We start from the raw sequence: 23,465 nt of genomic DNA, 5'->3' as shown, positions 1-23,465 counted from the left end.
GCCCCCAATCCCACCCCGCGAGTCACCTGACGCAGCCAGACAGTGCGCCAGGTTGTGACGCCCGGAAGCGCCCGCTATCCTGCCCGGCATGGCTGGAGGCCAGCACGCGACAGCGGGATTGGGGCCCGACGACATCGCCGAGCTGGAAGCCATTGGCTCCGAGCCCGGCTATGACGTGTTCCTGGCCCCTGCGCGCGCCCTCGAAGGCGCCGTGGAGGAGTGCCGCTCCAACATCGCGCTCGCGTTCCACAACACGAAGCGCGGGGTGGAGAGCGTCCTCGCCCGTGAGGCGGAGGTCGCCGCGCTCCCGGGCGTGAACGTGGAGGAGCTGCGCGAACTGCCGCTGCTCGCGCAGGGCCTGGCCTGGGCCGCGCTGCGCGTCCAGCGCGACATGCGGGCCAGCTCCTTCGGAACCCTCTTCGACCGCGCCCAGCAGCTGCGCCGCAAGCTGCTCAAGACCGCGGAGGCGCTCGCGGAGTCCTCCTTCCTCGCCGCCGCGGACGTGACGGCCGCCCACGGAGAGGGCCACCGCGACGTGGTGGGGGACTGCCTGGGACTCGTGGCGCTGTTCCGCAGGCACGAGGAGAAGCTCGCCGGCCGTTCCCCTGTCACCCCCGAGGACGTGAACGAAGTGGAGCGCGTGGCGCAGCAGCTGCGCGCCCTGCTCGCGGCCCCGGGAGAGGCCCGCGAGGACGACAGCTCGCCGCTGCTCTTCGAGGCCACGGAGACGCGAGACCGCCTCTGGACGCTGCTCACCCGGCGCCACGACATCCTCTGGCGCTGTGGCGCGTGGCTCTTCGGCCGGGACGTGGACATGCACGTGCCGCCGCTCCTGGCCCGCCACCCGCTGGTGCGCGCCGTCGAGCCCACGTCCATCGAACGCGCGAAGCAGCAGACGCCAGGAAAGCGCGGGGCGACCCCGATCGACTACGCCCCGGAAACCAACGTGCGCTCCAAGGTCCGTTTCATGGTGAAGGTCGGCTTCGACTTTCCCTCCCGCTAGAGACCCATGCCTTTCGACGTGAAGGACATCCTCCGGCAGCTGGAAGCCGGCTTCGCCCCGGATTCAGGCGCTCCGAAGTGGTGGCAGGAGAGCTGGGAGGATCCGGAAGGGTTCGCCGTGGCGCTCGCGGAGGCGCACGCAGGCCGAGGCGTCCCGCCGCCCAAGAGCCGCCCGGGCCAGCAGTACGACTTCTTCCATGATCTCATCGTGCGCCACGTCGCGCTGGAGCGCCCCGCGTTCCGCACGCACCAGCGCATCCAGGGCTGGCAGGCCCTGGCCTACCGCACGCTGCATGACCTGGCCTCGCGCCGCGCCAGCGAGTGGGCGGATCAGGGCGTGGAGCCGGGCGCCAAGGTGTGCCTGGTGCACGGCGTGGGGCAGGAGCTGCTCGTGTCGCTCCTGGCCACGCTGAAGCTGGGGGGCTGCTTCACGCTCCTGCCGCCCATGGGCCCGCGCGCCATGGCCACGCGGCTGGAGTCCCTGACTCCGGACTTCATCGCCGCGGAGCCCCACCAGCTCCCGCTCCTCAAGGGCCACGAGCAGCTGCTGCTCAAGAGCCAGGGGAGGGGAGCGCCGGGCTTCACGTCGCACACGTACAAGCCCTCGGACGTGGTGGGGCTGCTCTTCTCGCCGCTGGTGGATCCGCCGCACACGCCCGTGCCCCTCACCGCGGAGAACGCGTGGAAGGGCGCCATCGGCGACGGGATGCTCACCTTCGGCCTGTCGCCGGGGGACCTCCTCGCGGCGCCGGACTTCCCGGTGCTCCAGCACCTGCCCGCGCTCCTCTTCGCCACGCTCCTGCGCGGCGCCACCTACCTGCACCTGGAGATGGCGGACTTGGCGCTCAACCCGGCCCCGCTCCTGGAGCACCCGCTGCGCGCCCTGGGCGTCACGCCGAAGCTGCGCGATCTGCTCGTGCGCCACCGCGCCTCCCTGCGCAACGTGCAGCACTGGTTCCGCAGCCCGGAGGAGCCCTTCGACGCCCAGGCGTGGCGCGCGTGGGTGAAGCAGTGCGGCCTCCAGGCCGTGCCGTCCTCCAACATCCTCATCGACGCGTCCGCTGGCGGCGCGGTGCTGGCCTCGTCGCGCGGCGTGAGCGAGGCGACCACCGACGTGCACACGGACGTCTTCCCCGTCCCGGGCCGCGCGTGGACGCTGAAGGATCCGAACCAGAGCGGGCAGGGCGCTCCCACGGACGTGGGTGTCTTCACGCTCCTGCCGGACAAGGAATACCCGCCGGGCCACGTCCTGCTCGCGCGGATCCGCCAGCGCTACCACTACGCGGGCACGCTGGGCTTCCGGCACGACGGCCGCACCTACTCCGCGAAGGAGGTCACCGCCGCGCTGGAGGGCCTGCCGTTCCTCGCGGGCACCAGCGTGGTGCCGGTGTCCACCGGCGGCCTGGCCAGCCACTCCCGCTTCCTCCTCCTGGCCTTCACGGGGGCCACGCCTGCTCCCTCGTCCGGCGAGCAGGAGATAAACCGACGCATCGAAATGTTGCTGGGCGGGGATTTCCTGCCCGACCGGATCGAGTTCTTCCCGCTCTTTCCCCACCGGGTGAAGGGCGCGGTCGACGACGCATGGTGCGCCTCGCAGTTCTTCACCGGCGCGCTACACAAGAAGGCGAAGGACCCGATGTTCCAGGCCCTCACCGCCCTGCGGGGACGAGTGCTGGAAAGCTCCGCGGCTTCGGGCGAAGATGATCCGTCGCCAGCGCGCTGAAAAAGGAACGGCACATGGGTGCTCAGGTCGTGATGGGAGCGATGCTCCAATGCAGCTTCGGGATGGCGCCCTCGTCGCTGATGGTGCTGCCCGTGAACCGGATCATGGCCACCACGCCCGCGGCGAACATCATGGACAACAAGCCGTTCATGAACATCCTGCCCTTCGGCATGTGCCAGTCCCTGGCCAACCCCATGGTGGCGGCGGCGACCGCGGCGGCCCTCGGCGTCCTCACCCCCATGCCCTGCATCCCCGCCACCGCGGCCCCCTGGGTGCCCGGGTGCCCCAAGGTGCTCATCGGCAACATGCCGGCGCTGGAGAGCAACTCCAAGTGCATGTGCAGCTACGGCGGCGTCATCCAGGTCGTCTCCCCCGGACAGATGGTGGCCATCGATGGGTAGCCCCGCGCAGGTGTTGGAGGCCGTCGACTTCACGCTGCTCGACGTGGAGTTCACCACCGCCCCCGTGCCGCTCGACGAGTCCGAGGGCCCGGATCCGCGCCTGGAGGCCATCACCGGCTTCGTCGCCAAGAGCGAGTACGCGAACGCCGCCCGTGCCGCCGAGGGGCTCCTGCGCCAGGGAGTGCGCGACGTGCGCGTGGTGGGGCCGTACCTCTTCGGCCACTTCTTCGCGGAGGGCATGAAGGCGCTGCCCGTCCTGTTCCGTTCCCTCAAGCGCACGCTGACGGAGAACTGGGACTTCTTCGGCCCGATGGAGAAGAAGCTCGTCTTCGCGGACACCGGCCTGCGCTGGCTGCTGAAGATGATGGGCAAGCACCTGGAACACCACTCGCGCCTCAAGGACGCCCAGTGGCAGGCCTGGACCGCGCCCGGCAATCGCGAGCCCATCGAGGAAGCCCTGACCCTCGGGGATCCACTCATCGCCGCGCTCGCCATCCTGCAGAAGCCCGCGTGCATGGACGCCATGCGCTCGCTGCTGGGCGCGCTGCGCTCCCACGCCCAGGGCGTGCCCTTCCTACCCCCGCCGGAGGAGCCCCAGTCCGAGGCCCCGGAGCCCGAGCTCGCCGCCGCTCCGGACGACGACGAGGAAGAGGACGACGAAGGGGAGGAGGAAGAGGAGGTCCGCCCCGTGCGCCGCAAGAAGGCCGCACGCCAGGAGGAACAGGACTCCGGCCCCAGCGTGCCCATGTCTCCCGCGCTCGCGCTGCTGGTCCGCAAGCTGTCTGCCTTTGAGGCGCTGGTGGAGAAAGAGGACTACTCCAAGGCGAGCGTCATCGCCGTGGACGTGCTCGCCACCGTGGAGCGCTTCGACCCGCGCGTGTTCCTGCCGCAGCTCTTCTCCGGCTTCTTCAATGGACTGGCGCAGCACGCGGAAGCCATTGAGCCCATGCTGCACAACACGGAGACGCTGTCCTTCCGCGCCATGGATCAGCTCTACCGCGTGGACCTGGACGCGTTCCTCGTCGCGCAAGCGCGCCAGCCGCGCGGCGGCGGCTCGGAATACGACGAATAGCCCCCATGGCCCTGGAGCGCGAACAGCCGAACCGCAAGCTCACCGTCGAGGAGCGCATCAGCGAGCGCATCCGCAGCTTCGACGTGCCGGCCCTCCTGGATCTGCTCGCCAAGGAAGGCTACGGCGAGGCGGAGGTGGAGTTCCGCAGCCACCGCAGCACCGTGCACCAGCCCCATCTGGTGCATGCCATTGAATTCACCCGCCACCCGCGCAAGCGCGTGGTGATCACCGTCAACCTGGGCCTGCTCAGCCTCCAGACGCCCCTGCCATCCTTTCTCTTCCAGGCCATGGATCGCCTGGAGCAGGACACGATGGCTGACTTCCTGGGTTACTTTGACCACCTGTTGCTGCGGACCCGGTTCGCGGGCCAGTTTCCTGATCGCGACGAATCCCTGCTGCCCGGCTGGGAGCACTCCACCGCGCACCGGCTGCGCCTGCTTCGCCTCGCGTGCCCCAGCAGCCTGCACTGGCTTTTCGCCAAGGTCTTCCCGGAGGCGGAGGTGGTGGTGCGCCGAGAGACTCGCCGCCAGCGCATCGAAGCCAAGGGCATCCGCCTGGGCGCCGCGGCGCTCGGAGACGGCAGCGCGGTGGGCGGCTTCGCCACCGTCCCCACGGGCGGGGTGGAGGTGCGGCTGTTCCTCAACGAGCCGCACTCCGGCACCGGCACCCCCTGGGCCGTGGAGGCACGCAGGCGCCTCAACGCCCGCATCCTTCCGAGCCTCGCGGAGACCCCGCTCGTGCTCGCCGTCATCCTGTGCCTGCGTGATCAGAGCAGCTACGCCCGGCTCATCGACGGAAGTCATCTGGGCTACGAACCGCTGGTAGGCGGTCCGGAGCAAACCCAGGAGGTCCTCCTGTTCACGGGGGACACCGCTCAACTGCGATCATCGGAACCTCGGTAGACCTGTCATGTCGGCTGGTTGACGGGAATTCCTGATCGCGCCTAGGCTGTAAATGTTCACTCGGCAGGGCGTACTCCCGGGGCGGCTCCAGTAGGACGGGGGGAATAAAGCGCTCTGCGATTGTCAGGGAGTCACCGTGGCCATTCAGGACCAGCTTCCCAAATCCCGCATCACCCTCACGTACCGGACCACCATCAACGGCGAGCAGGAGACGGTGAACCTGCCGTTGCGCCTCCTGGTCATGGGCGACTACTCGCTGGGGACCTCCGAGGACCGCAAGACGGACCTGGAGACGCGCAAGCTGCGCTCCGTGGACGGCCGCAACCTGGACGAGTTGATGAAGGACATGAAGATGTCCGCCAACTTCCAGGTCGCCAACCGCATCAACCCGGACGTGGAGGAGGAGCTGAACGTCACGCTCCCCATCGACCGGATGAAGTCCTTCCACCCGGATGAGATCGTCAAGCACGTGCCGAAGCTCAAGGCGCTGCTGCTCCTGAAGACGCTCCTCGTGGAGATGCAGTCGAACATCGACAACCGCAAGGACCTGCGCCGCGAGCTCTACGAGCTGTTCTCCAAGCCGGATGCGCTCAAGGAGCTGCTCAACGAGCTGAAGGGCTACGAGACCATGCGCCTGCCCGCCGGAGAGACGGCGAAGACGGACGCGCCCGCCGCCGCCGGTGCCGCCGCCGCCGCTGGCAAGCCCGCCGCCGGTGCCGCCGCCGCCACGGCCGCGGTCGCCGCCACCGTCGCCGCGGGCGCCAAGCCTCCGGCCGCTTCCTGATCCGCCTTCCCAACCCCTTCGACTTCTAAAAGGACTCCGCCATGGCTGAGACCACCTACCTGAAGCGCCTGTTCACCAGCGTCCGGCTCGATCCGCCCCAGGAATCGGCGCCGATGATCACCACCAACTTCGCGCCCGCCGGCGACGAGCAGCAGGTCACCCTGGAGAGCCGGTTCCTCTCCAGCGTCGCCGCGCTGCTGCAGAACGTGGCCCCCGTGGAGGGCCCGGACAACACCGCCCGCTTCGACAAGGGCCAGGTGCTGGACGTCATCAGCCGCATCGATCGCATGATCGACGTGCAGATGAACGAGATCCTCCACAACGACACCTTCCAGAAGCTGGAGTCCACGTGGCGCGGCCTGGAGGACCTGGTCGACCACACCAACTTCAAGGCCAACATCGCCATCGACATCCTGGACGTCGCCAAGGATGAGCTGGCGGAGGACTTCGAGAACAACTCCAGCAACATCTTCGCCGGAGCGCTGTTCGACAAGGTCTACATCCAGGAGTACGACCAGTACGGTGGCCGTCCCTTCGGCGCCATCGTCGGCCTGTACGACTTCTCCTCGTCGCCCGCGGACCTCACCTGGCTGCAGCGCATGGCCAAGGTCTCCAACGCCGCGCACGCGCCGTTCATCTCCGCCGTGAACCACAAGTTCTTCGGCTGCGAGACCATCGAGGAGATGGAGGCCATCAAGAACCTGGAGGGCGTGCTCGCCCACCCGCGGTTCGGCCGCTGGAACGCGTTCCGCGACACGGAGGAGGCCGCGTACGTGGGCCTGACCTTCCCGCGCTACGTGCTGCGCCTGCCCTGGCACCCGGACAAGAACCCCTGCGACGTCCTCAACTTCACCGAGACGGCGCGCGGCGACTCCGACAAGTACCTGTGGGGCAACTCCGCCATCCTGCTCGCGCGCAACATGGTGAAGGCGTTCGAGATCAGCGGCTGGTGCCAGTCCATCCGCGGCCCCAAGGGCGGTGGCCTCATCTCCGGCCTGCCCGTGGACACCTTCTCCCTGCGCGGCCAGGAGGAGATCAAGGCCCCGGTGGAGATCGCCATCCCGGACTACCGCGAGTACGAGTTCGCGCGCTCCGGCTTCATCCCGCTCGTGTACCGCAAGGGTTCCAGCGACGCGACGTTCTTCAGCACCCAGTCCGCCAAGGTCTCCAAGACGTTCAAGGACCCCAAGGACTCGGAGAACTCGCAGCTCGTCACGAACCTGGCCTACACGTTCTCCATCACGCGTCTGGCGCACTACGTGAAGTGCATCATGCGCGACAACATCGGCAACACGGCGGACGCGCCCTACATCCAGCGCCAGCTGGACTCGTGGCTGTCCAACTACGTCACGACCGTGGCCAACCCGGACGACCTCACCGTGCGCCGCTTCCCGTTCAAGGCGAGCAGCGTGGCGGTGTTCCCGCGTCCCGGTGAGATCGGCTGGTACGACTGCAAGCTGGCCGTGCTCCCGCACATCCAGTTCGAAGGCCTCAACGTGGAGCTGATGCTCGAGTCGCGGCTCGGTTAAGCCGCATCCCACCTGGGGCAGGTGAGTGCCTGCCCCGCTTACCCTGGAGTGACAGATGCCCCAGTTTTCGCGGAACCTGGACGTGTATCAGGGCTTCAACTTCAAGAAGGACAAGCAGTCCCCCGTGGGCTACATCACCGCCATCACCATTGGCGGCCAGGCCCTGGCTCCGGATCAGGAGACCATCAAGGATCCTGAGAACCCGGACGCGGCCATCGCCGACAAGGTCGTCGCGGTGCTCAACCACTACCTGTGGGAGACGGGCGTGACGGACGCCATGTACTTCTCCGGCCAGGTGTCGGTGGCGAACAAGCAGAAGGTGGCGGAGATGCTGCTGGGCAACTTCAGCAACATTGAAGTCAACTTCAAGTACGTCATCTACGAGTACGACCCCATCGGGAAGAAGTACTTCAAGTCCAACTTCCTGGACGCGGAGATGAAGGGCCTGCTCGAGAAGAACGGCGACGACCTGAACATGTCCGTCGCGGACAACGAGTCGCGCGAGGTCCAGTCGCCCAAGAACTTCACGTTCCAGATTGGCATCAAGCCGCAGGCAGCCGAGCAGTCGCTGAACCTGGCGACCTCGTCCGCCAAGAAGATCGCGAAGAAGTGGGGCATCACCGAAGCGGCCGCCAAGTAGCGTTGGCCGCGGTCTGAGTCTAAACCGGGCTGGGAGCAGGTCTCGCTCCCGGCCTGGGTTCAGGCGGGTGGAAGGAAAGAACGGCGTATGCAGCGGTACAAGCTCGCACGGGTCCGCTGGCACGTAGGCCAGACGCTTCTTCCGGAGCATTTCGTCGCGCAGGAGGACGCGCTGGACGCGGAGATCCGCCTCCATGCCACCCTGTCCGGCCTGCCGTCGTACGGCATCGCGAACATGGCCTGGAACGAGTCGCTCCTCCAGAGCGGCAGCCTGTCCATCTCCGCGCTCACCGTCGTCACCAAGGCCGGGGACCTGATGGACGTCCCGGGCAACTCCGTCATCGCGCCGCTGTCGCTGGAAGCCGTCGGCAAGACGGAGTTCATCGTCTACCTGCACGTGCTGAAGGAGACCGTCAGCGCGGAGGGCATCCGCCTGTACGCGGATGATCCGCCGGTCATCCAGCGCGTGCTGCACAAGCTGCAACTGTCCACGGAGCCGGTGCTGGACGGGACCGTCGCGTCCCTGGGGCTGGCCGCCGTATCCCAGGACGAGGACGGCGCGTGGCACACGTCCGCGGACTGGGTGCCCGCGCTCCTGCTCGTGGGGCCCAACCCCTTCCTGGAGAAGCTGCTCTCCACGCTGGATGATCTGCTGGATCAGGTGCGCCAGCAGCTGCTCACCAACATCTCGGACACGTACCTGCGCACGGACCGGCTCACCAACGCGCGCCGGGCGCTCTTTGAAGTGCAGCGGCTGATCGCGCTGCGCCGGGACATGTTCCGGCAGGTGTACGTGCACCCGTACCACCTGTTCGACGCGCTTCGCCGGCTGTACTTCGAGGCGTGCTGCTACCTGGAGATGCTCCCGGACGAGCAGATGCCGGTGTACCAGCACGAGGGGCTGAACGAGGCCCTGGGCGGGTGGATCCGCCTGCTCCAGCGCAGCTTCCAGCCCGAGGCCACGCGCTCCACGCACAAGGCCTTCCAGGCGAAGGAAGGGCAGTACCAGATGACGCCGCTGCCGCCGGAGATCCGCTCCGCCAGCGAGGCCTACCTCCTGGTGCAGCGCACCCAGCCCGGCGAGCGCACGCCGCTGGACGGCGTGAAGCTGGCCAGCCCCACGAGGCTGCCGCTGGTGCGCAGGCAGGCCCTGAAGGGCGTGCCCTTCAAGCACGTGCCGTATCCGTCCTTCCCGCACGCGCTGGGGCCGGAGATTGACTGGTACCTGCTGAGCAACGGCGAGGAGTGGCAGCACGCGCTGCGCGAGGACGGCCTGGCCTTCTACGTGACGCCCGCGCTCCGGGGCGCCCAGACGTCGCTGTTCTGGCGGAGGAGCTAGACGCCATGGCGCGCGCACCGTTCCTGGACAAGTTCGCGACTCGCAGGGAGCGCACCAACTCGCGCGACAGCCTGGAGCACGTGATGCGCAACATCGAAGCCGTGCTCAACACGAAGAAGGGCTACGGCTTCTTCATGCATGACTTCGGGCTGGGCGGGTACACGGAGAAGCTGGGCACGCGCGAGCTGGTGGAGGCGCTCACCGCGGAGATCCAGCAGGAAGTCACCCAGCACGAGCCCCGGCTGGTGGGGCCGGAAGTGAAGCTGCGCGGACGCGACAGCTCGCTGTGGCTGTACTTCGACTGCAAGGGCACCTTCAACGGGCAGCCGTGTCACCTGTCGCTGTTGTTCCACTCCACCACCGGCCGGGTGCGCGTGCAGGCGGAGGACACCTGATGGCCTTCGCCGACCGCCTGGACCTGGGCCTGACGCTCACCATCGGCGGGACGGCGCACGCCATCCCCTCGGCGGACGTGCTCGCCTTCGAGTTGGACCTGCACGGCTGGGGGCACGAGGGGAGGGTGGAGTTCCGCGTGCTCGACGAGACGGGGCACGGCGGACAGAAGCAGGACAAGCTGCTGGCGGACTTCCTCAAGCCGGACCTGGTGGAGGTGGCGCTGGAGCTGAAGGCCGTGCACTCCGATACGGCGACGAAGCCCACCTTCACGTCGCTGAAGGTGAAGGGGCTGGTGCAGGACAAGTCCCTCACGGAGGAGGGCGTCGCCCAGGCCAAGGGCGCGGGCATCACCTACCGGCACTACACCGTGCGCTTCGTGGACCCCGCGCGGCTCCTGTGGAAGCAGCATTACCCGTGCGTGCTCTACACGCAGAAGACGCTCCAGGACGTGCTGGACGCGCACAAGGGCGACAAGATCACCCTGGCCAACGACTGGGACGCGCAGCTGGCCAAGACGCTGCCGCTCATCTTCCTGGGCCTGTCCCCGGAGTCCGGCGCCAGCTTCTACGACTTCGTCGTCTGGTTCGTGCACACGCGCAACGGCGTGCTGGCGTACGACTACACGGCGCAGGGCTATCAGCTGCGCGCGGCGAAGGACGCCAGCCCCACGCCCCTCACGCTGCGCGCGGCGGACGTGGACCGCGTGTCGGTGGTGTTCCCGGAGGTCGCGCGCCACGATGTGGCCATCCTCAACGCGGCCGCGGAGAGCCCCAAGAACCAGGCCATCACCAACGCCCAGGCCGTCACCGGCGTCCGTCAGGACGTGCTCCTGCGCACGGACATCGCGGACGACGTGCAGGCCCGCGCCACGCTGGAGACGGCGCGCCTCAAGGTGCGCGGCCTGGAGGTGGAGCTCACCTGGAATCGCTTCCCGGCGGTGGCCTTCGCCCCGGGCGCGCTGGTGAAGCTGCCGGACACCGCGGGGTGGACGGCGGCGGGCGTGCCCGTCACGCAGGACTTCCGGGTGCGCCGGATGCACCTGCGCGCGGATCCGCTGCCCGTGGAGGAGGGGGAGATCCCGGCGGGCGGGGAGGCGTCCGGGCCCGGAGGAGAGGAGCCCACGCGCCGGCCCAAGCCGGAGAGCCGCTATCTCATCTCCTTCACCACGCGGCTGGAGAAGAAGGCCGAACTGCACACGGACCTGCCGCCCTTCACCGCGCCGGTGTTCCCGCGCTTCGTGGAGGGGCTCATCGTCAGCGAGGTGGGCGAGAAGAAGGACGAGACCTGGCAGGCGTACACGGACGAGGCCACGTCGCTGGACAGCTACAAGGTGAAGCTGCCGCTCTTCGCCAACCAGATCATCCAGGTGCCCTTCAACGCGAACCTCCAGCCGGGGCACTTCTACTTCCCGGCCTACAAGGGCGCCCGGGTGCTGGTGGCGCTGGACTTCCTGCGCGCGTGGCTCAAGCGCAACCTGGACTGGCGAGCGGGCGCGCGCCTGCCCTCGGACGGACAGGGCGTGCACCTGCTCGTCGGCAAGACCACGACGAGCGGCACGTCCATGCGGCACTTCTACGAGGACAACAAGCCGCTGTGGCGCCTGCAGCGCACGAACGAGAGCGACACGGAGAAGGTCGAGCTCAAGGAAGGCAACCTGCTCATCCTGGTAAAGGAAGAGTCCGCCTGAGGCGGGAGGGACGATGGGAGCTTCAGGACCGGGAGCGGCAGGAACGCTGGTCTGCAAGATCGAACTGGACAAGAAGGGGGGCATCACCGTCCAGGTCGAAAACGGGGATGATCAGATCACCCAGACCATCGTGATGGACGGCACCAGCATCACCATCACGGTGAAGGGCCAGCAGGAGACGAGCACCATCGTGCAGAAGCAGGACAGCATCGTGGTGACGGTGAAGGACCTGACGTTCGACACCGACACCATCACGATGAAGTCCAAGGGCGTGTCCAAGTGGACCAGCCAGGACACGTTCACGGTGGAGAGCACCAAGGACATGACGCTCAAGACGAGCGCGAAGCTCACGCAGACGGCCACCAGCGACGCGAAGCTGTCCTCCAGCGCGAACGTGAACATCGAGGCCACGTCCAAGCTGGCCATGAAGGGCAACATGGGCGCGGAGATGGTCACGTCCGGCGGCGAGGCCAAGGTGGACGGCGTGACGCTGAAGCTCGCCGGCAAGTCGCAGGCGGAGATGTCCGGCGCGATGACCAAGGTGTCCGGCACCGGCAAGCTCGATTTGGAGAGTTCCGGCATGGCGAACCTGAAGGGCTCCATCACCAGCGTGGGCGGCACCCTGGTGAAGCTGGGCTGAAGACGACTGACTCACACATGGCAACGACAGACGTACGGCGGGAGAGCGGGCGGTGAAGGACTTCTCCGAGAAGATCTACCTGGATTTCCTGTCGGAGCTGGACGGGCTGGAGCGCTTCCGTCAGCGCTTCCAGGAGCGGCACCCGGCGGCTCCGTTGGATCGCGAGGACCCGGACGTGCGCCGCCTCATCGAGGCGATGGCGTTCTTCTCCGTCCAGACGCGGCACGCCACGCTGCACAACCTGCGCTCCACCTGGCGCCGGCTGTTCGCGGGCTTCTTCGACTTCCTCCTGGAGCCCGTGCCCGCCACCGCCATGGCGCAGGCCGTGCCCACGGAGAAGATGGTGGAGCCGGTGCTCCTCACCCGGGGCACGGAGCTGCGCCTGACGCCCGCGGAAGGGGTGGCGGGCTCCTTCCGGCTCCAGCGCGACCTGCGCGTGCTGCCCATCTTCCTCAAGGGCACGGACGTGGTGCCCCAGGTGCGCAGCGGCCACCGGCTGATCCTCCGCTTCGAGTCCCGCTTCGCGCGCAAGGACGCCATCGACGTGCTCAGCCTGCACGTGCGGCACCTGGACGACTACCGCTCGTCGCTGGCGGTGTTTCATGCGCTGCGCAAGCACGTGAAGCAGGTGAGCGTCGTCTACGACGAGGAGGCGGATGAGCACTCCGTGGGCAGCCCCTGCGAGGTGTCCTTCAACCGGGATCCGCCCGCGCCGGACGACAGCGGCCTCTACGCGCATCCGTTCCAGCGCCTGCGCGCGTTCTTCCAGTTCCCGGAGCAGCAGCTCTTCGTGCACGTGAAGGTGCCGCCGCCTCGTGGCAGCTCCTGGATGCGCTTCTGCATCTGCCTGGACCTGGACAAGGACTGGAACGTCGGCCGCTCGCTGCACCCGGACTTCTTCCAGCTCTTCACCGTGCCGGTGGTGAACCTCAAGGCGGAGCCCGCGCAGGTGGTGGTGGCGGACGGCACGCGCGCGGAGCACCCCATCATCAGCATGAGCGCGGGGCGCGAGTTCTCCCTGCACTCGGTGACGGGCGTCTTCGAGATGACCAAGGTGGGCCTGGCCCCGCTCAGGCCCGCGTTCCTGCCCGGCAAGGGCCCCAGCTACGAGGTGGACGAGACCTTCGACGAGAAGCTCGCGTCCCGGCAGAGCCTCATCGTGCGCATGCCGGAGGCCTTCACGGCGCCGCGAAAGATCGTCCTGGAGGCGCTGTGGCACCAGCCGCAGTTCTCCGCGCAGGCGGCGGGCAGGGTGGAGGTGTCCGTGCCGGGCCGTCACATCGAAGGCTTGAAATGGCAGACGGTGGGCAGCCTGCAGCCGCACCGCGACAGCGTGCTACGGGATGATGTCGAGGCGTTGACCCAATTCCTCGCGTGGAAGGCCAAGCCCACGCTGGGCCGCGACGAGGTGGTCGCCCTGCTGGGTCACCTGGGGACCCCCGCGGAGAGCCCGTTCCGCCGCGTCCTTCCCTGGCTCAAGGAGTTGAAGTTCAGTGTGGTGCCCGACAGCGCTCTCAAGGGTTCGGGGATCCGCCACGCTTACGAGGCCGTGATGGAGCCCTTCGACCAAAGCTTCGAGCCTGTCGTCATCTGCTTTCTTGAGCAGTTGAGGGACCTGCTTGATGCTTGGAACAACGAGGCGACTGTTGATCTCAAGGCCTCGGTGGCGGGATTGGGACCGCTACAGCTTCCAACATAGACAAACACACGCATGAAACTGGAGCATTGGAACGCACTCCTGGCCACGCAGCGTCGCGTGCGTCAGCTCCTCGACCGGGCACTGCCCGCCGAGCCCGCCCCGGGTGCGCGCCGGCCGCAGGGCAGGGTGGGGCCGGAGGCGCTGGGCCACCTGGAGCAGGCGCTGATGGTGGAGCTGGAGCGCCTGCGCGCCGCGTTCGGCGCGGACATGCGCCCGGACGAGGTGGAGGATCTGATCCGTCCCTTCGTCTACTTCCTCGATGAGTGGGTGCTGCGGCGGCTGGCGGACGCGGAGCAACATCTCTGGCCACTCCTGCAGCAGAACCTGTTTCAGGTTGATGCAGGCGGAGACCTCTTCTACGACTTCGTGGAAGAGAAGTTGCGTCGCAACGATACCCCCTCCATCGTCTTCGAGATGATCCGCTTCTGCCTGGCCGCGGGCTTCACGGGCCGCCTCGTGGGGCAGCCGGAGCGCATCCGCGAAATCAAGGACCGCATCTCGCAGCGCATCCCGCAGCCGGCGGCCATGGCGCCGTCCGCGCCGGTGGTGCCCGCGGCGGTGCCCACCGTCTATGACTTCCCGGTGCACTACTACGCCGTGACGGCGGCCATCGTGCTGGGGCTGCCCATCTTCCTGTGGTGGGTCTCCAATTGAGGCCCTTCCCGACACACGACGCACGGCCTCCCGCGCCGGCGCACAAGGCTCCACCCAAGACGCTCGCGCTGCTGGACGCGCTGGAGCAGCAGGTGGGCTCGGAGCTGGGGTCGCTGAAGGAGGGCGTGCAGCCGCTGCTGGACTCCGTGCGTGAGGGCCTGGTGGCGTTGGATCCACCGGGGGATGGAATGCTTCCGTCGCCGCAGGAGCAGGAGAAGCTGCGCGCGAAGCTGACGTCCACGCTGGAGGAGGCGGAGGATGTCCTCGAAGCGCTCCAGTTGGCCGTGAAGCCGGGCGGAAGGAGCGGCGGCTGACGTGGGCGCGATCCAGTCCATGCTGGCGGCATTGAAGGCCCACTGGGTGCTCGTGTTGGGCATCGTGGTGGTGCTCGCGGCCATTGGCGTGGGCGTGACGCTCTGGTGGCGCAAGCGGCAGCAGCGCGGCCCGTCGCTCGCGGGCGAGCAGAAGCCGCTCGGGTCCGGGCAACTGCTGGCCATCCGCAAGCAGTTCCTGGCGAAGCTGCCGTGGCGCTTCCGCGCGTCCGTGCGGGACTTCCCCACGCTGGTGGTGCTGGGCCCGGCGGGCAGCGGCAAGTCGGACCTCATCGAAGCGGAGGTGGACTGGGAGCGGCAGCAGCGCCAGTTCATGCCCAGCTACACGGACGACCCGCTCCTCAAGATGTTCCTGGGGCCGGAGGTCGTGGTGCAGGAGCTGGCCGCTCCCGTGCTGGAGGATGACTCACGCCACGCGCGGCGTGCGCTGCGCCGGCTGTGGAAGGCCACCTTCGGGCGCCGGCACGTGGGCCGGGCCGTCATCGTCTTGAAGGTCAACTGGCTGCTGGAGACGTCTCCGGACGAGGTGAAGCGCGTCACCCAGCTGCTGCGCGGCAAGGTGAATCTGTTGTCGGAGGTGTGCCAGTCGCCCGTGGAGACGCGGCTGGTCCTCACGCACATGGACACGCTGGACGGCTACGCGGACTTCGCGCAGCTGCTGCGCCAGAACGGCGTGCCGCTGGAACTGACGGTGCCGCCGCCCGGCAGGGAAGGGGAGCTGGGGGAAGCGCTCCAGCCCATGGAGAAGTACCTGGCGCTGGGGCTCACCTCGCTGGCGCCGGACGCGTTCGAGCGGCTGGCGGCCTTCTACTCGCGCGGCGGCGAGGCGTTCGCTGCGCTGGGACGCTTCGTGTCCACGCTGTTGGAGGGCGGCTCGCTGGCGTACCCGCTGAAGCTCCAGCGCGTGTACCTGTCCTCGGGAGGGGCGGATGCCCGGCCCACCGGGGCGCTGGCGGTGCAGGCGGATCAACCGGCGGAGCTGCTCGTCCGGGACTACCGCTGGACGCACCTGCGCCGGTGCGCGGCCATCCTCGCGGTGGGATGCCTGCCGGTGCTGCTGGCGTATGGTCACTTCTACCGGCTGCTCCTGCGCGCGCAGGACAAGCTGGACGCGTTCCAGGTGACGGTGCAGCGGCTGGAGGATCGCAACCAGAGCGTGTCCGGCTCCGTGGTGGAGTCCCAGACGACCGACGCGGTGAAGGCGATGGAGGACCTCTGGGGCGCCACGCGCTACTGGCCGCCCCTGGCCCACAGCTTCACCGACGAGTGGGAGGAGCTGCGGGCGCGGCTCGCGCGCAGCATCCGGATGTCCTACCTGAAGCCGATGCTGGAGAAGTGCCAGGACCAGTGCCGGCGCTGCCCGAGCCTGATTCCCGGCTGCCAGCCCGCGCCCGCGTTCGCCAGCCGGGGCACGCGCGCCACGCCGCTGATCCCGGCGCCCTCGGTGGATGACAGCTGCCACCTGGAGACGCTGTGCCGTCCGGAGCAGGTGCTCTACACGCTGGGCGTGCTGTACGCCTCGCGCAATGAGGCCCTGGGCCAGTTCGTGCTGCGCAGCGTGCAGGGGACGCACAAGAAGCAGCTGGGGTGGACGACGGAGGCCTTCGGGCTGAGCCTGGCCAGCACCGACCAGGAGCACAACTGGCTGGAGGCGATGGGCCTGGCGGAGCCGATGATCGCCAACTACGTCATCGCCAGCGACAAGCCCTTCGACGAGAACGTCCCCTGGACTCGCTGGCCCTTCGCCTGGCTGACGATGGATGGCCTGCTGGGCCCGTGGCGCGACCACTTCATGCAGCTGCAGGACACGCTGGCCGCGAAGGAGCTGGATCTGGCCCGGTGGCGCGCGCTGGCGGACGACCGTGAGCGCCTGCGCGCCTCGCTGGCGGAGAGCGCGCCGTACAGCTCCGCCCGCAAGGTGATGGACCTCATCAACGCGTCGGACGCGGAGCCGGACGCCAGCCAGCTGAAGGGCGTGGGCAGCCTGTTGGACTCGCTGGACTGGCTGCGCCAGAACCGCCAGACGCTGGAGGCCATCCTGCGCATGGAGGACGAAACGGACGCCGCCCTGCGCGCCGCCGCCCGCATGACGCCCGCGGAGCTGCTCACCCGCGCGGACGGCCTCTTCGCCCCCAGTGACGGCGACGCGCGCTACCAGGTGGAGGTCCTCCGGCGCGACTTCGTGTTCCGCCCCATGGACGTGTCGCGGCAGCTCCTGGACAAGACGCTGCGCTCGCTGAAGGAGACGGGCCGCACGCCGTTCAACGCGGATTCGTTCAACCCGCGCGCGGGCGAGACGACGTCGGAAGTGGCGACCGAAGGGGTGGGGGACGACGACACGGAGTTCACCAGCGGGACGCTCCCGGTGGTGGGCAAGGTGCTGGGCAAGGCCGCCTTCGAGGCGCAGCTGGCCCCGCTGGTGGACGAGTTCACGGAGCGGCTCGCCAAGTCCAGCCTGTCGCGCGAGGAGGCCGTGGAGCGCGCCACCTTCGTGCAGGGCAAGGTGCAGACCTTCGCGAAGCGCTACGGCCAGGACCTCTACGCGACCTACCGGGGCTACCGTTTCCGCACCACGCCGCGAGGTTCGCTGTCCAGCGACCTGTCCGTGCTGCTGCAGCCGTCGTCACCGCTGGAGGCGATGCTGCGCGACGTGGCCACCCGCGCCAGCGTGGGCCCGCTGGAGAGCGAGTACTACGCGCCCATGCGCGACGCGGTGGCGCCCTTCAAGCCGATCGTGCAGCTGATGACGCCGGACAAGAGCGGCGCGATCGTGGAGCTGGCGGCCTACACCACGCTGGTGTCGCAGCTGCAGCAGGAGCTGTCTGGCGCGAAGCCCGCGGCCGCGAAGCCCGCCGCGCCCAAGGACCCCGCGGCGCCTGGAGCCGCTGGCGCGACGGCGTCCTCGGCGGGGTCGCAGCTGGCGGAGATGCTGTCGCCGGTGGGGCGCGTGGCGCTGAGCATGCTGCTGGAGGAGGAGGACTCGTATCTGCGCCGGGTGGACGCGTGGCTGGATCAGCACGGCCTGGTGGGCGAGTTCCGTCAGCCGTTCCGCCAGCCCTTCATCGTCGTGCGCAACCGGGGCCGCGCGGAGCTGGAGCGCGTCATCGCGGAGCAGTGGACCTACCAGGCCCGCCGCACGCTGGACCCGCTGGTGAAGCGCTATCCGTTCAACCCCAGCGCGTCGCAGGAAGTGGATCCGGTGGAGCTGGAGGTGCTGCGCCGCAAGGACGGGGCCTTCTGGGGCTTCGTCACGCAAGTGCTGGCGCCGGTGGTGGAGGAGCGGGGGACGGACTGGTCGGTGCGCTATCCGCTGAAGTCCCGGCTGCTGCTGCCGCCGCGCATGCTCTCCGCGCTGGGCCAGCTGGGCCGCCTGTCGAAGCTCCTGTGGGACGACGAGGGCAAGGCCCGTCCCATCGCCATGCAGGTGCGGCCGCTGCCGCTGCCGACGGCGCCCACGCCGGACAGCTTCGTGACGCTGTCGTTCCTGAAGTGCGGCGGGGCGGCGTCATTCGGCTTCAACCAGCGGCCGGCGTGGGGTGATTTCCCCCTGAGCTGGTGGAGCCCGCAGCCGTCGTCCATCGGCGTGGAGCTGCGCTCGCCGCAGCGGGATGGAAAGCGCTACCGCTCCATGGAGATGTCCGAGTCGTCCTGGAACTGCTTCCGCCTGCTGGAGTCCGCGACGCTGACGGACCAGTCGAACGTGGTGTGGGTGCTGCCGGGTCGCGGGTTGGCGGCGAACGAGAAGGTGCTGGAGATCAGCTTCGGGTTGCGCGGCGAGCCTTGGGCGCCATTCCGTGGGGTGGTGCCATGAAGGACAGGGGCGTGAGGCTGGCGGCGGGTCTGGTGACAGCGGTGGTGGTGGGCAGCTGCGCGGCGCCCAGCCTGACGGTGAACGTCAACGCGCCCGCGGGCACCAACCAGGGCCGGCCGCTGTACATGCTCATCCGCACGGTGTCGAAGACGTCGATGACGGAGGGCTACGCGGACGTCGCGGCCAAGGTCATCAGCCCGGACGACTCCGTGCTCCAGACGGTGGTCATCTACCCGAGCCGCACGAAGCAGGTGAAGATTCCCCTGCCGCCGGAGCAGGCGGTGGCCGTGAGCTTCCTCTTCACCACGCCCAACGGCGCGTGGCAGGCGCTGCTGGATGTGCCGGTGCCCAAGACGGTGGACATCGAGCTGCAGGAGAGCCGCATCCGCACGGACCTGCAGAAGAGCCTGTCCGCCCAGGACTCCGCGCCGGCCCCGGTCGGCCCTCCGAAGGCCCCGGAAGCGCCCAAGGCGCCCGAGCCTCCGGTGACCCTGGCTTCGCCCAAGTAGAAGGACTCAGGACGCGAGCGCGTCCAGCTGGGGCCCCAGCGCGTTGAGCGCGGACGTCACCCGGCCGTTCGCCGCCGTCACTGGCTTGGCGAAGGCGCCCCCCTGGAGCTGGGTGCCAATCGCGTCGAGAGGGGAGAGGAGCTGCGGCTTCTGCCCCGTGGCCTGGGTGGAGATGGAGTCCACCTGCGTCTGGGCGCCTGCCTTCAGGCCCTCCGCGCGCTGCTTGAAGGCCGCGAGCGCCGAGTCCGCCTGGGTGGCGAGCGACGTGTCCGCGCTCTTGCGAGCCTGCTCCAGCGACGTCAGCCCGGCCGCCACGGACGTCTTCGTGCCGCCCAGCTGCGAGTCCAGCCGGCCCTTGGCGGACGTCACCTGGCCCTCCGCCGAGTCCCTCGCCGCCTGCATGGCCTGCACCGCCGCGTCGATGCCGGAGCCCACCTGCGCGTCCAGGGCCTCCAGGCGCTGGGGCACCTGCGTGTCCAGCGGCGTCACCCGGGCGGCGACCTGCTGCTTCATGGTCTCAATCTGCTGCACGCCCTGGTCCTTCACGGTGCCAATCTGCGTGACGGCCGCGGCGACAATCTGGCCCACCTGCGCGGTGGCCTGCTCGATGCCCTGGAGGATGGACTGGGTGAGCGTGCCCATCTGCGTCACGGCCTGCGTCGTGGCCGCGTCAATCTGCGTCTGGGCCTGGGTCTGCACCGTCTCCACCTGCGACACGATGGTCTTCTGCACCGCCTGGAGCTGCGTGCCCACTTGAGAGGAGAGGGTGCCCAGCTGCGTGGTGATCTGCCCCACCACCTGGCTGATGCCCTGCACCGCGGGGTTCACCAGCGGCTTGGGCAGGTCCGCGGCCGGGATGGCGTCCAGGAGGCCCATGGCCCGCTCCAGCAGCGACTCCAGCGAGCCGACGATCTGCTGGAAGAGGGTCTGGAGCTGCTCGAGCATCTGCGGCAGCGCTTCGAACAGCGCCATCACCTGTTGCTTGAGGGCGCTGATGGTCGCGACCAGCGTGTCCAGCGTGGTGAAGGCCGCCTCCAGCGTGGCCTTCAGCGGCGCCTTGACGGTCTCCACCGCCGTGAGCGCGCCCTGCACCACGCTGTCGATGGTGCCGCTCACCGTCTTGATGGCGGTCTCCACCTGCTTCTGCACCTGCTCGATGAGCTTCTCCACCGCCGTGAGCTGCGCCGTGACGCTGGCGACCTGTCCGCCAATCGTCTTGCCCAGCGTGTCCAGCGCTCCGTCCGCCTGCGTCTTGCCCGCCGTCAGCGACGGGGCCACCTGGGTGTCCAGCGGATCCACGATGGCGGCCGCCGCCGCCGCCGCGGCCATCAGCTGATCCACCAGCGTCTTGCGCTGGCCCTCCAGCACGGACTGCTGTTGCTTGTGGGTTTCCTTCGCCGTGGTGCCCGCGTTGAGGATCTCCTGGTGCAGCGTCTTCAGCGCGCTCACGGGGGCCTTCACCGCGCCGTCCAGCGTGGAGGTGAGCTGGGTGCTCCGGCCCGTCGCCGCGTCGCGCGACGTGGTCAGCCGCACCAGCACCGCCGCCAGCGCCGCCGTGAGGGTGGACCCCACGCCCGTGAGGTCCTGCGTGAGCTGCGAGCGCGTTTGATCAATCAGCGCGTAGCCCTGCGCGCGGCGGGCCTCCGTCTCCTCCTTGGAGCCCTTGCGCTTCGCGAGCTTCGCGTCGAAGGACTTCTTGTCCGCGTCGCACTTCTGGGCCACCTGCTGCTGGAGCGCGGTGAGCTGTCCCTGCGACGACTCCACGGACGACTTCGCCTGCGCCTCCATCCCCTGGCTCTTCGCCGTCGCTTCCTTCCCCAGTGACTCCGCCTGCGTGCGCGCCGTGGTGCTGGAGGCGGTCAGCGTCTGCTGGTGGCCCGCCACCTCCGTGGCCAGCGCGTCGAAGCGAGGGGAGGGGTCCGCCAGCGTCACCTTCGTCGCGTTCACCTGCGTGAGCAGCGCTCCCAGCGACGCGCTGATGGAGGGACGGAGTGCGGCGACCTGCTCCACGACGCCCTGAGCCAGGGTCTCCACTTCGCCCTTCGCGGTGGCGAGGCGCGGCGTGATGCCGGAGCCGAAGCCCTCCACGGTTGCCTTGTGCTTCGCCACGGTGGCGCGCAGTTCGTTCATTTCAGCCCCGCGAGCGCGGCCTTGGCTTCAGCGGCTGCGCCGGAGAGCGCGCCCGTCTGGCCATCCACGCCGTTGAGCGCGCCAGTGAGTTTGGCGCGGGATTCAGCGGCCTTGCCCTTCACCTGGGCCTCCGCGGCGGAGAGGGCCGCGCCCGTCTCCTCCGTCGCCGCGTTCAACTTGGAGTTCACCGCCGCCGAGGACTCCTTGTACGCCGCCGTCGCGTCGCTCACCGCGCCGTCCACGCCCGCGGTGAGATCGCCCTTCGCCGTCTCCACCTGCGGCGTCACGTCGTACGTGGGCGTGGTGGCGGCGCCGCCGGGGTTCTCCTTCGTCTGGATGAGCAGGTGCCCTTCCGACATGCGGATGATCTCCGTGTCGTTGGAGTTCACCCGCCCCAGGTTCCACACCGGCTTGTTGTCCTTGAAGTCGTGCGTGAACGCCGTCTGGTTCGCGCCGTTCTTGCCGAAGAGGATCTGATCGCCCTGGCTGTCCTGGGGCATGCGCACGCCTTCGCCCCAGTCCAGGAAGCGGTGCAGCGCCGCGTGGTCGAAGTGCAGCGCCACCAGCACCCGCTCGTTCTTGTACGGCGGGAAGTAGAACGTCCCCGGGAACTCACCGGGCTCCGCAGGCACGCTCACCGTCTTGTTCCACAGGGGAATGGCCACCCGGTAGTTCGTCACGGACGTCTTCTGATCATCCACCTGCAGGTAGATGCGGTCCGTGGCCTCGCCGCCGGGGCTGTGCATCTTGCCCTCGACGTAGATGGGGTAGCGGGGCGGCCGGTACGCGGGCAGCTCCGGCACCGGATCCGACTTCTGCTCCAGCAGCACGGACAGGGAGACCGTGTAGCCCTGCATCGTCTCCTGCTGCCCGTCATGCGGACCGGCCTGGAGCCCCACTCCGTCGAAGGCCAGCTCCGCGACGCGATGGTCTTCCCCCAGGCCCGTGAGGTCCGGGCTCCACCGCCCGCCGTCCAGCTTGATCAACGCCCCCGGGTGCAGCGCGATGGGCGGCACGTCGGAGAACGTCAGCCGCAGCCGCCGCTTGCGCACGCGCAGGCGCCCCTTCTCCACGGACTGACGCTGCTCCGCCTCCGTCGCGATGGGCGTGCGCACCAGCATGTCGTGCTGGATGCCCGCCACCGCCTGGGACTGCTCCAGCGCCACCGTGGTTGCCCCGGCCCCGAAGCCGTTGAGCACCCGCGTGCTGTGACGGATGACGGGCGGCATCTCCACGTCCACGCGCGACACGTGCTTGCGACTGAGTCCGGTGACGGTGCCCGTGGCCAGCTTCTTCGCGGAGAAGGTGTACGTGTCCTTGGGGCTGTCGTACGTGAGCACGCCGCCGCGCGTGTCCACGAACCAGAGGACGAAGTCGTAGAAGCTCGCGGCCGCGTGGTCGTCCCCGATGCCCAGGCACACCACGGCCTGCTTCGCCTCCAGCGCGTCCCAGTCGTAGGTGAGCAGCAGGCCGCCGGGCTTGTGCGCGTCCAGCAGGTCCGACAGCTTCTTCGCCGTGTGCAGCTCCACCGGGCGGTGCTGCTTCCAGAGCACGCGCGCGGGGTCCTCGAAGAGGACCGTGTACTGGCGGAAGGCCACCGCCACGCTGTCCTTGTTGCCGTGCGCGGTGCCGCTGACGCGCTTCTCCGTGACGATGCCTTGCACCACCAGCGGCGTGGGCGGCGGGTTGAAGACGCCGGACAGCGCCAGCCGCACCCGCACCAGGTCCGGCTTGCTGAACGCGGTGAACAGCGCCGCGTCCGCCTTCTCCAGCGAGGTCCAGAACGTCAGCTCGCAGCTGAAGCCCGTGGGCGTCATCCGCAGCGAGAAGTCCCGCACCTGCCCACCGGGAATGGCGAAGGCCTGCTCGCCCGCGGTGACGGTGAGCTCCAGCTTCAGCTTTTCGGAGAAGAGGAGCGTCATGCTGTTTTCACCGTGCCTTTGCCTGGACCTCTTCGCGGGTCAACGCGCCCCGGGCCTCCAGCGCGTCCATCATCGCGCGCATCACGCGCGCCTGCTGCGCCACCATGCGCTCCAGGTCCGCCACCTGCTGCGTGAGCGACTCCACCTTCGACGCCAGCTCCACGTCGCGCACCAACATCGACATCCTGGTGCGCCGGGTCCGTGAGGGCTCGAGCGCGTGGGCGAAGCTCCCTCTGCCGGAGCGCATCCGGCTCCTGGGGGACCTGCGCGACGCGTACGTCGCCATCGCGGAGC

At 68.9% G+C, this 23,465-nt stretch carries 20 protein-coding genes; 17 read left to right on the top strand and 3 right to left on the bottom strand.

Features of this window, described 5'->3' with window-relative positions; genetic code table 11:
- Window positions 1–88: 88 nt before the first annotated feature.
- The 17 genes from D7V77_RS26310 (at window position 89) to D7V77_RS26230 (ending at window position 19,119) form a co-directional block, all read left to right on the top strand.
- A complete protein-coding gene (locus D7V77_RS26310) occupies window positions 89–1,003 on the top strand; it encodes a hypothetical protein (protein WP_147452165.1) in 915 nt (304 codons plus the stop codon).
- Window positions 1,004–1,009: 6 nt separating this feature from the next.
- Window positions 1,010–2,725 carry an AMP-binding protein gene (locus D7V77_RS26305; protein WP_120579052.1) on the top strand — a complete coding sequence of 572 codons (1,716 nt, stop codon included), beginning with the start codon at window positions 1,010–1,012 and terminating at the stop codon, window positions 2,723–2,725.
- A gap of 14 nt (window positions 2,726–2,739) precedes the next feature.
- Window positions 2,740–3,126, top strand: coding sequence for a DUF4280 domain-containing protein (locus tag D7V77_RS26300; protein WP_120579051.1), 387 nt, complete (start codon window positions 2,740–2,742; stop codon window positions 3,124–3,126).
- Complete coding sequence (locus tag D7V77_RS26295; protein WP_120579050.1) at window positions 3,119–4,198, top strand: type VI secretion system protein IglI family protein; 1,080 nt, start codon at window positions 3,119–3,121, stop codon at window positions 4,196–4,198. The genes D7V77_RS26300 and D7V77_RS26295 overlap by 8 nt, the downstream gene beginning before the upstream one ends.
- A 5-nt stretch (window positions 4,199–4,203) precedes the next feature.
- Window positions 4,204–5,100: a hypothetical protein gene (locus D7V77_RS26290; protein ID WP_120579049.1), complete on the top strand. Its 897-nt coding sequence runs from the start codon at window positions 4,204–4,206 to the stop codon at window positions 5,098–5,100.
- Between the two features lie 136 nt (window positions 5,101–5,236).
- On the top strand, window positions 5,237–5,884 hold the full coding sequence (tssB, locus tag D7V77_RS26285; RefSeq protein ID WP_120579048.1) for a type VI secretion system contractile sheath small subunit: 648 nt from the start codon (window positions 5,237–5,239) through the stop codon (window positions 5,882–5,884).
- A gap of 41 nt (window positions 5,885–5,925) precedes the next feature.
- Window positions 5,926–7,413, top strand: coding sequence for a type VI secretion system contractile sheath large subunit (tssC, locus tag D7V77_RS26280; protein ID WP_120579047.1), 1,488 nt, complete (start codon window positions 5,926–5,928; stop codon window positions 7,411–7,413).
- 55 nt (window positions 7,414–7,468) lie between these two features.
- Window positions 7,469–8,053, top strand: a complete 585-nt coding sequence (locus D7V77_RS26275; RefSeq protein WP_120579046.1) for a hypothetical protein — start codon at window positions 7,469–7,471, stop codon at window positions 8,051–8,053.
- A gap of 87 nt (window positions 8,054–8,140) precedes the next feature.
- Window positions 8,141–9,391 (top strand): type VI secretion system baseplate subunit TssK, encoded by a 1,251-nt coding sequence (gene tssK, locus D7V77_RS26270; RefSeq protein ID WP_120579045.1) that lies wholly within the window; start codon window positions 8,141–8,143, stop codon window positions 9,389–9,391.
- Window positions 9,392–9,396: 5 nt separating this feature from the next.
- Entirely contained in the window at window positions 9,397–9,786 is a 390-nt protein-coding gene (locus tag D7V77_RS26265; RefSeq protein WP_120579044.1) for a GPW/gp25 family protein, read from the top strand.
- Window positions 9,786–11,474, top strand: a complete 1,689-nt coding sequence (locus D7V77_RS26260; protein WP_120579043.1) for a hypothetical protein — start codon at window positions 9,786–9,788, stop codon at window positions 11,472–11,474. The genes D7V77_RS26265 and D7V77_RS26260 overlap by 1 nt, the downstream gene beginning before the upstream one ends.
- A gap of 13 nt (window positions 11,475–11,487) precedes the next feature.
- Window positions 11,488–12,114 carry a hypothetical protein gene (locus tag D7V77_RS26255; protein ID WP_120579042.1) on the top strand — a complete coding sequence of 209 codons (627 nt, stop codon included), beginning with the start codon at window positions 11,488–11,490 and terminating at the stop codon, window positions 12,112–12,114.
- Between the two features lie 52 nt (window positions 12,115–12,166).
- Window positions 12,167–13,813, top strand: coding sequence for a type VI secretion system baseplate subunit TssF (locus D7V77_RS26250; protein WP_120579041.1), 1,647 nt, complete (start codon window positions 12,167–12,169; stop codon window positions 13,811–13,813).
- Window positions 13,814–13,825: 12 nt separating this feature from the next.
- Window positions 13,826–14,467 (top strand): DotU family type IV/VI secretion system protein, encoded by a 642-nt coding sequence (locus tag D7V77_RS26245; protein ID WP_120579040.1) that lies wholly within the window; start codon window positions 13,826–13,828, stop codon window positions 14,465–14,467.
- Window positions 14,464–14,781 (top strand): hypothetical protein, encoded by a 318-nt coding sequence (locus D7V77_RS26240; RefSeq protein ID WP_233597241.1) that lies wholly within the window; start codon window positions 14,464–14,466, stop codon window positions 14,779–14,781. Before D7V77_RS26245 ends, D7V77_RS26240 begins: the two co-directional genes overlap by 4 nt.
- Window position 14,782: 1 nt before the next feature.
- Window positions 14,783–18,610: a type VI secretion IcmF C-terminal domain-containing protein gene (locus D7V77_RS26235; protein WP_120579039.1), complete on the top strand. Its 3,828-nt coding sequence runs from the start codon at window positions 14,783–14,785 to the stop codon at window positions 18,608–18,610.
- Entirely contained in the window at window positions 18,607–19,119 is a 513-nt protein-coding gene (locus D7V77_RS26230) for a hypothetical protein (RefSeq protein WP_120579054.1), read from the top strand. Before D7V77_RS26235 ends, D7V77_RS26230 begins: the two co-directional genes overlap by 4 nt.
- 6 nt (window positions 19,120–19,125) lie before the next feature.
- Here D7V77_RS26230 and D7V77_RS26225 read toward each other — a convergent pair whose 3' ends face one another.
- Genes D7V77_RS26225 through D7V77_RS26215 form a run of 3 tightly spaced genes read right to left on the bottom strand, consistent with a single transcriptional unit; the run spans window position 19,126 to window position 23,349 of the window.
- Window positions 19,126–21,249, bottom strand: a complete 2,124-nt coding sequence (locus D7V77_RS26225; RefSeq protein ID WP_120579038.1) for a hypothetical protein — start codon at window positions 21,247–21,249, stop codon at window positions 19,126–19,128.
- Window positions 21,246–23,171, bottom strand: coding sequence for a hypothetical protein (locus D7V77_RS26220; protein WP_120579037.1), 1,926 nt, complete (start codon window positions 23,169–23,171; stop codon window positions 21,246–21,248). The genes D7V77_RS26225 and D7V77_RS26220 overlap by 4 nt, the downstream gene beginning before the upstream one ends.
- A 7-nt stretch (window positions 23,172–23,178) precedes the next feature.
- Window positions 23,179–23,349: a hypothetical protein gene (locus D7V77_RS26215; RefSeq protein ID WP_233597240.1), complete on the bottom strand. Its 171-nt coding sequence runs from the start codon at window positions 23,347–23,349 to the stop codon at window positions 23,179–23,181.
- Window positions 23,350–23,465 lie beyond the last annotated feature (116 nt).

This window comes from Corallococcus sp. CA041A (assembly GCF_003612075.1).
Classification (GTDB): Bacteria; Myxococcota; Myxococcia; order Myxococcales; family Myxococcaceae; genus Corallococcus; species Corallococcus exiguus.
This window is presented reverse-complemented; position numbering and strand designations above follow the sequence as displayed.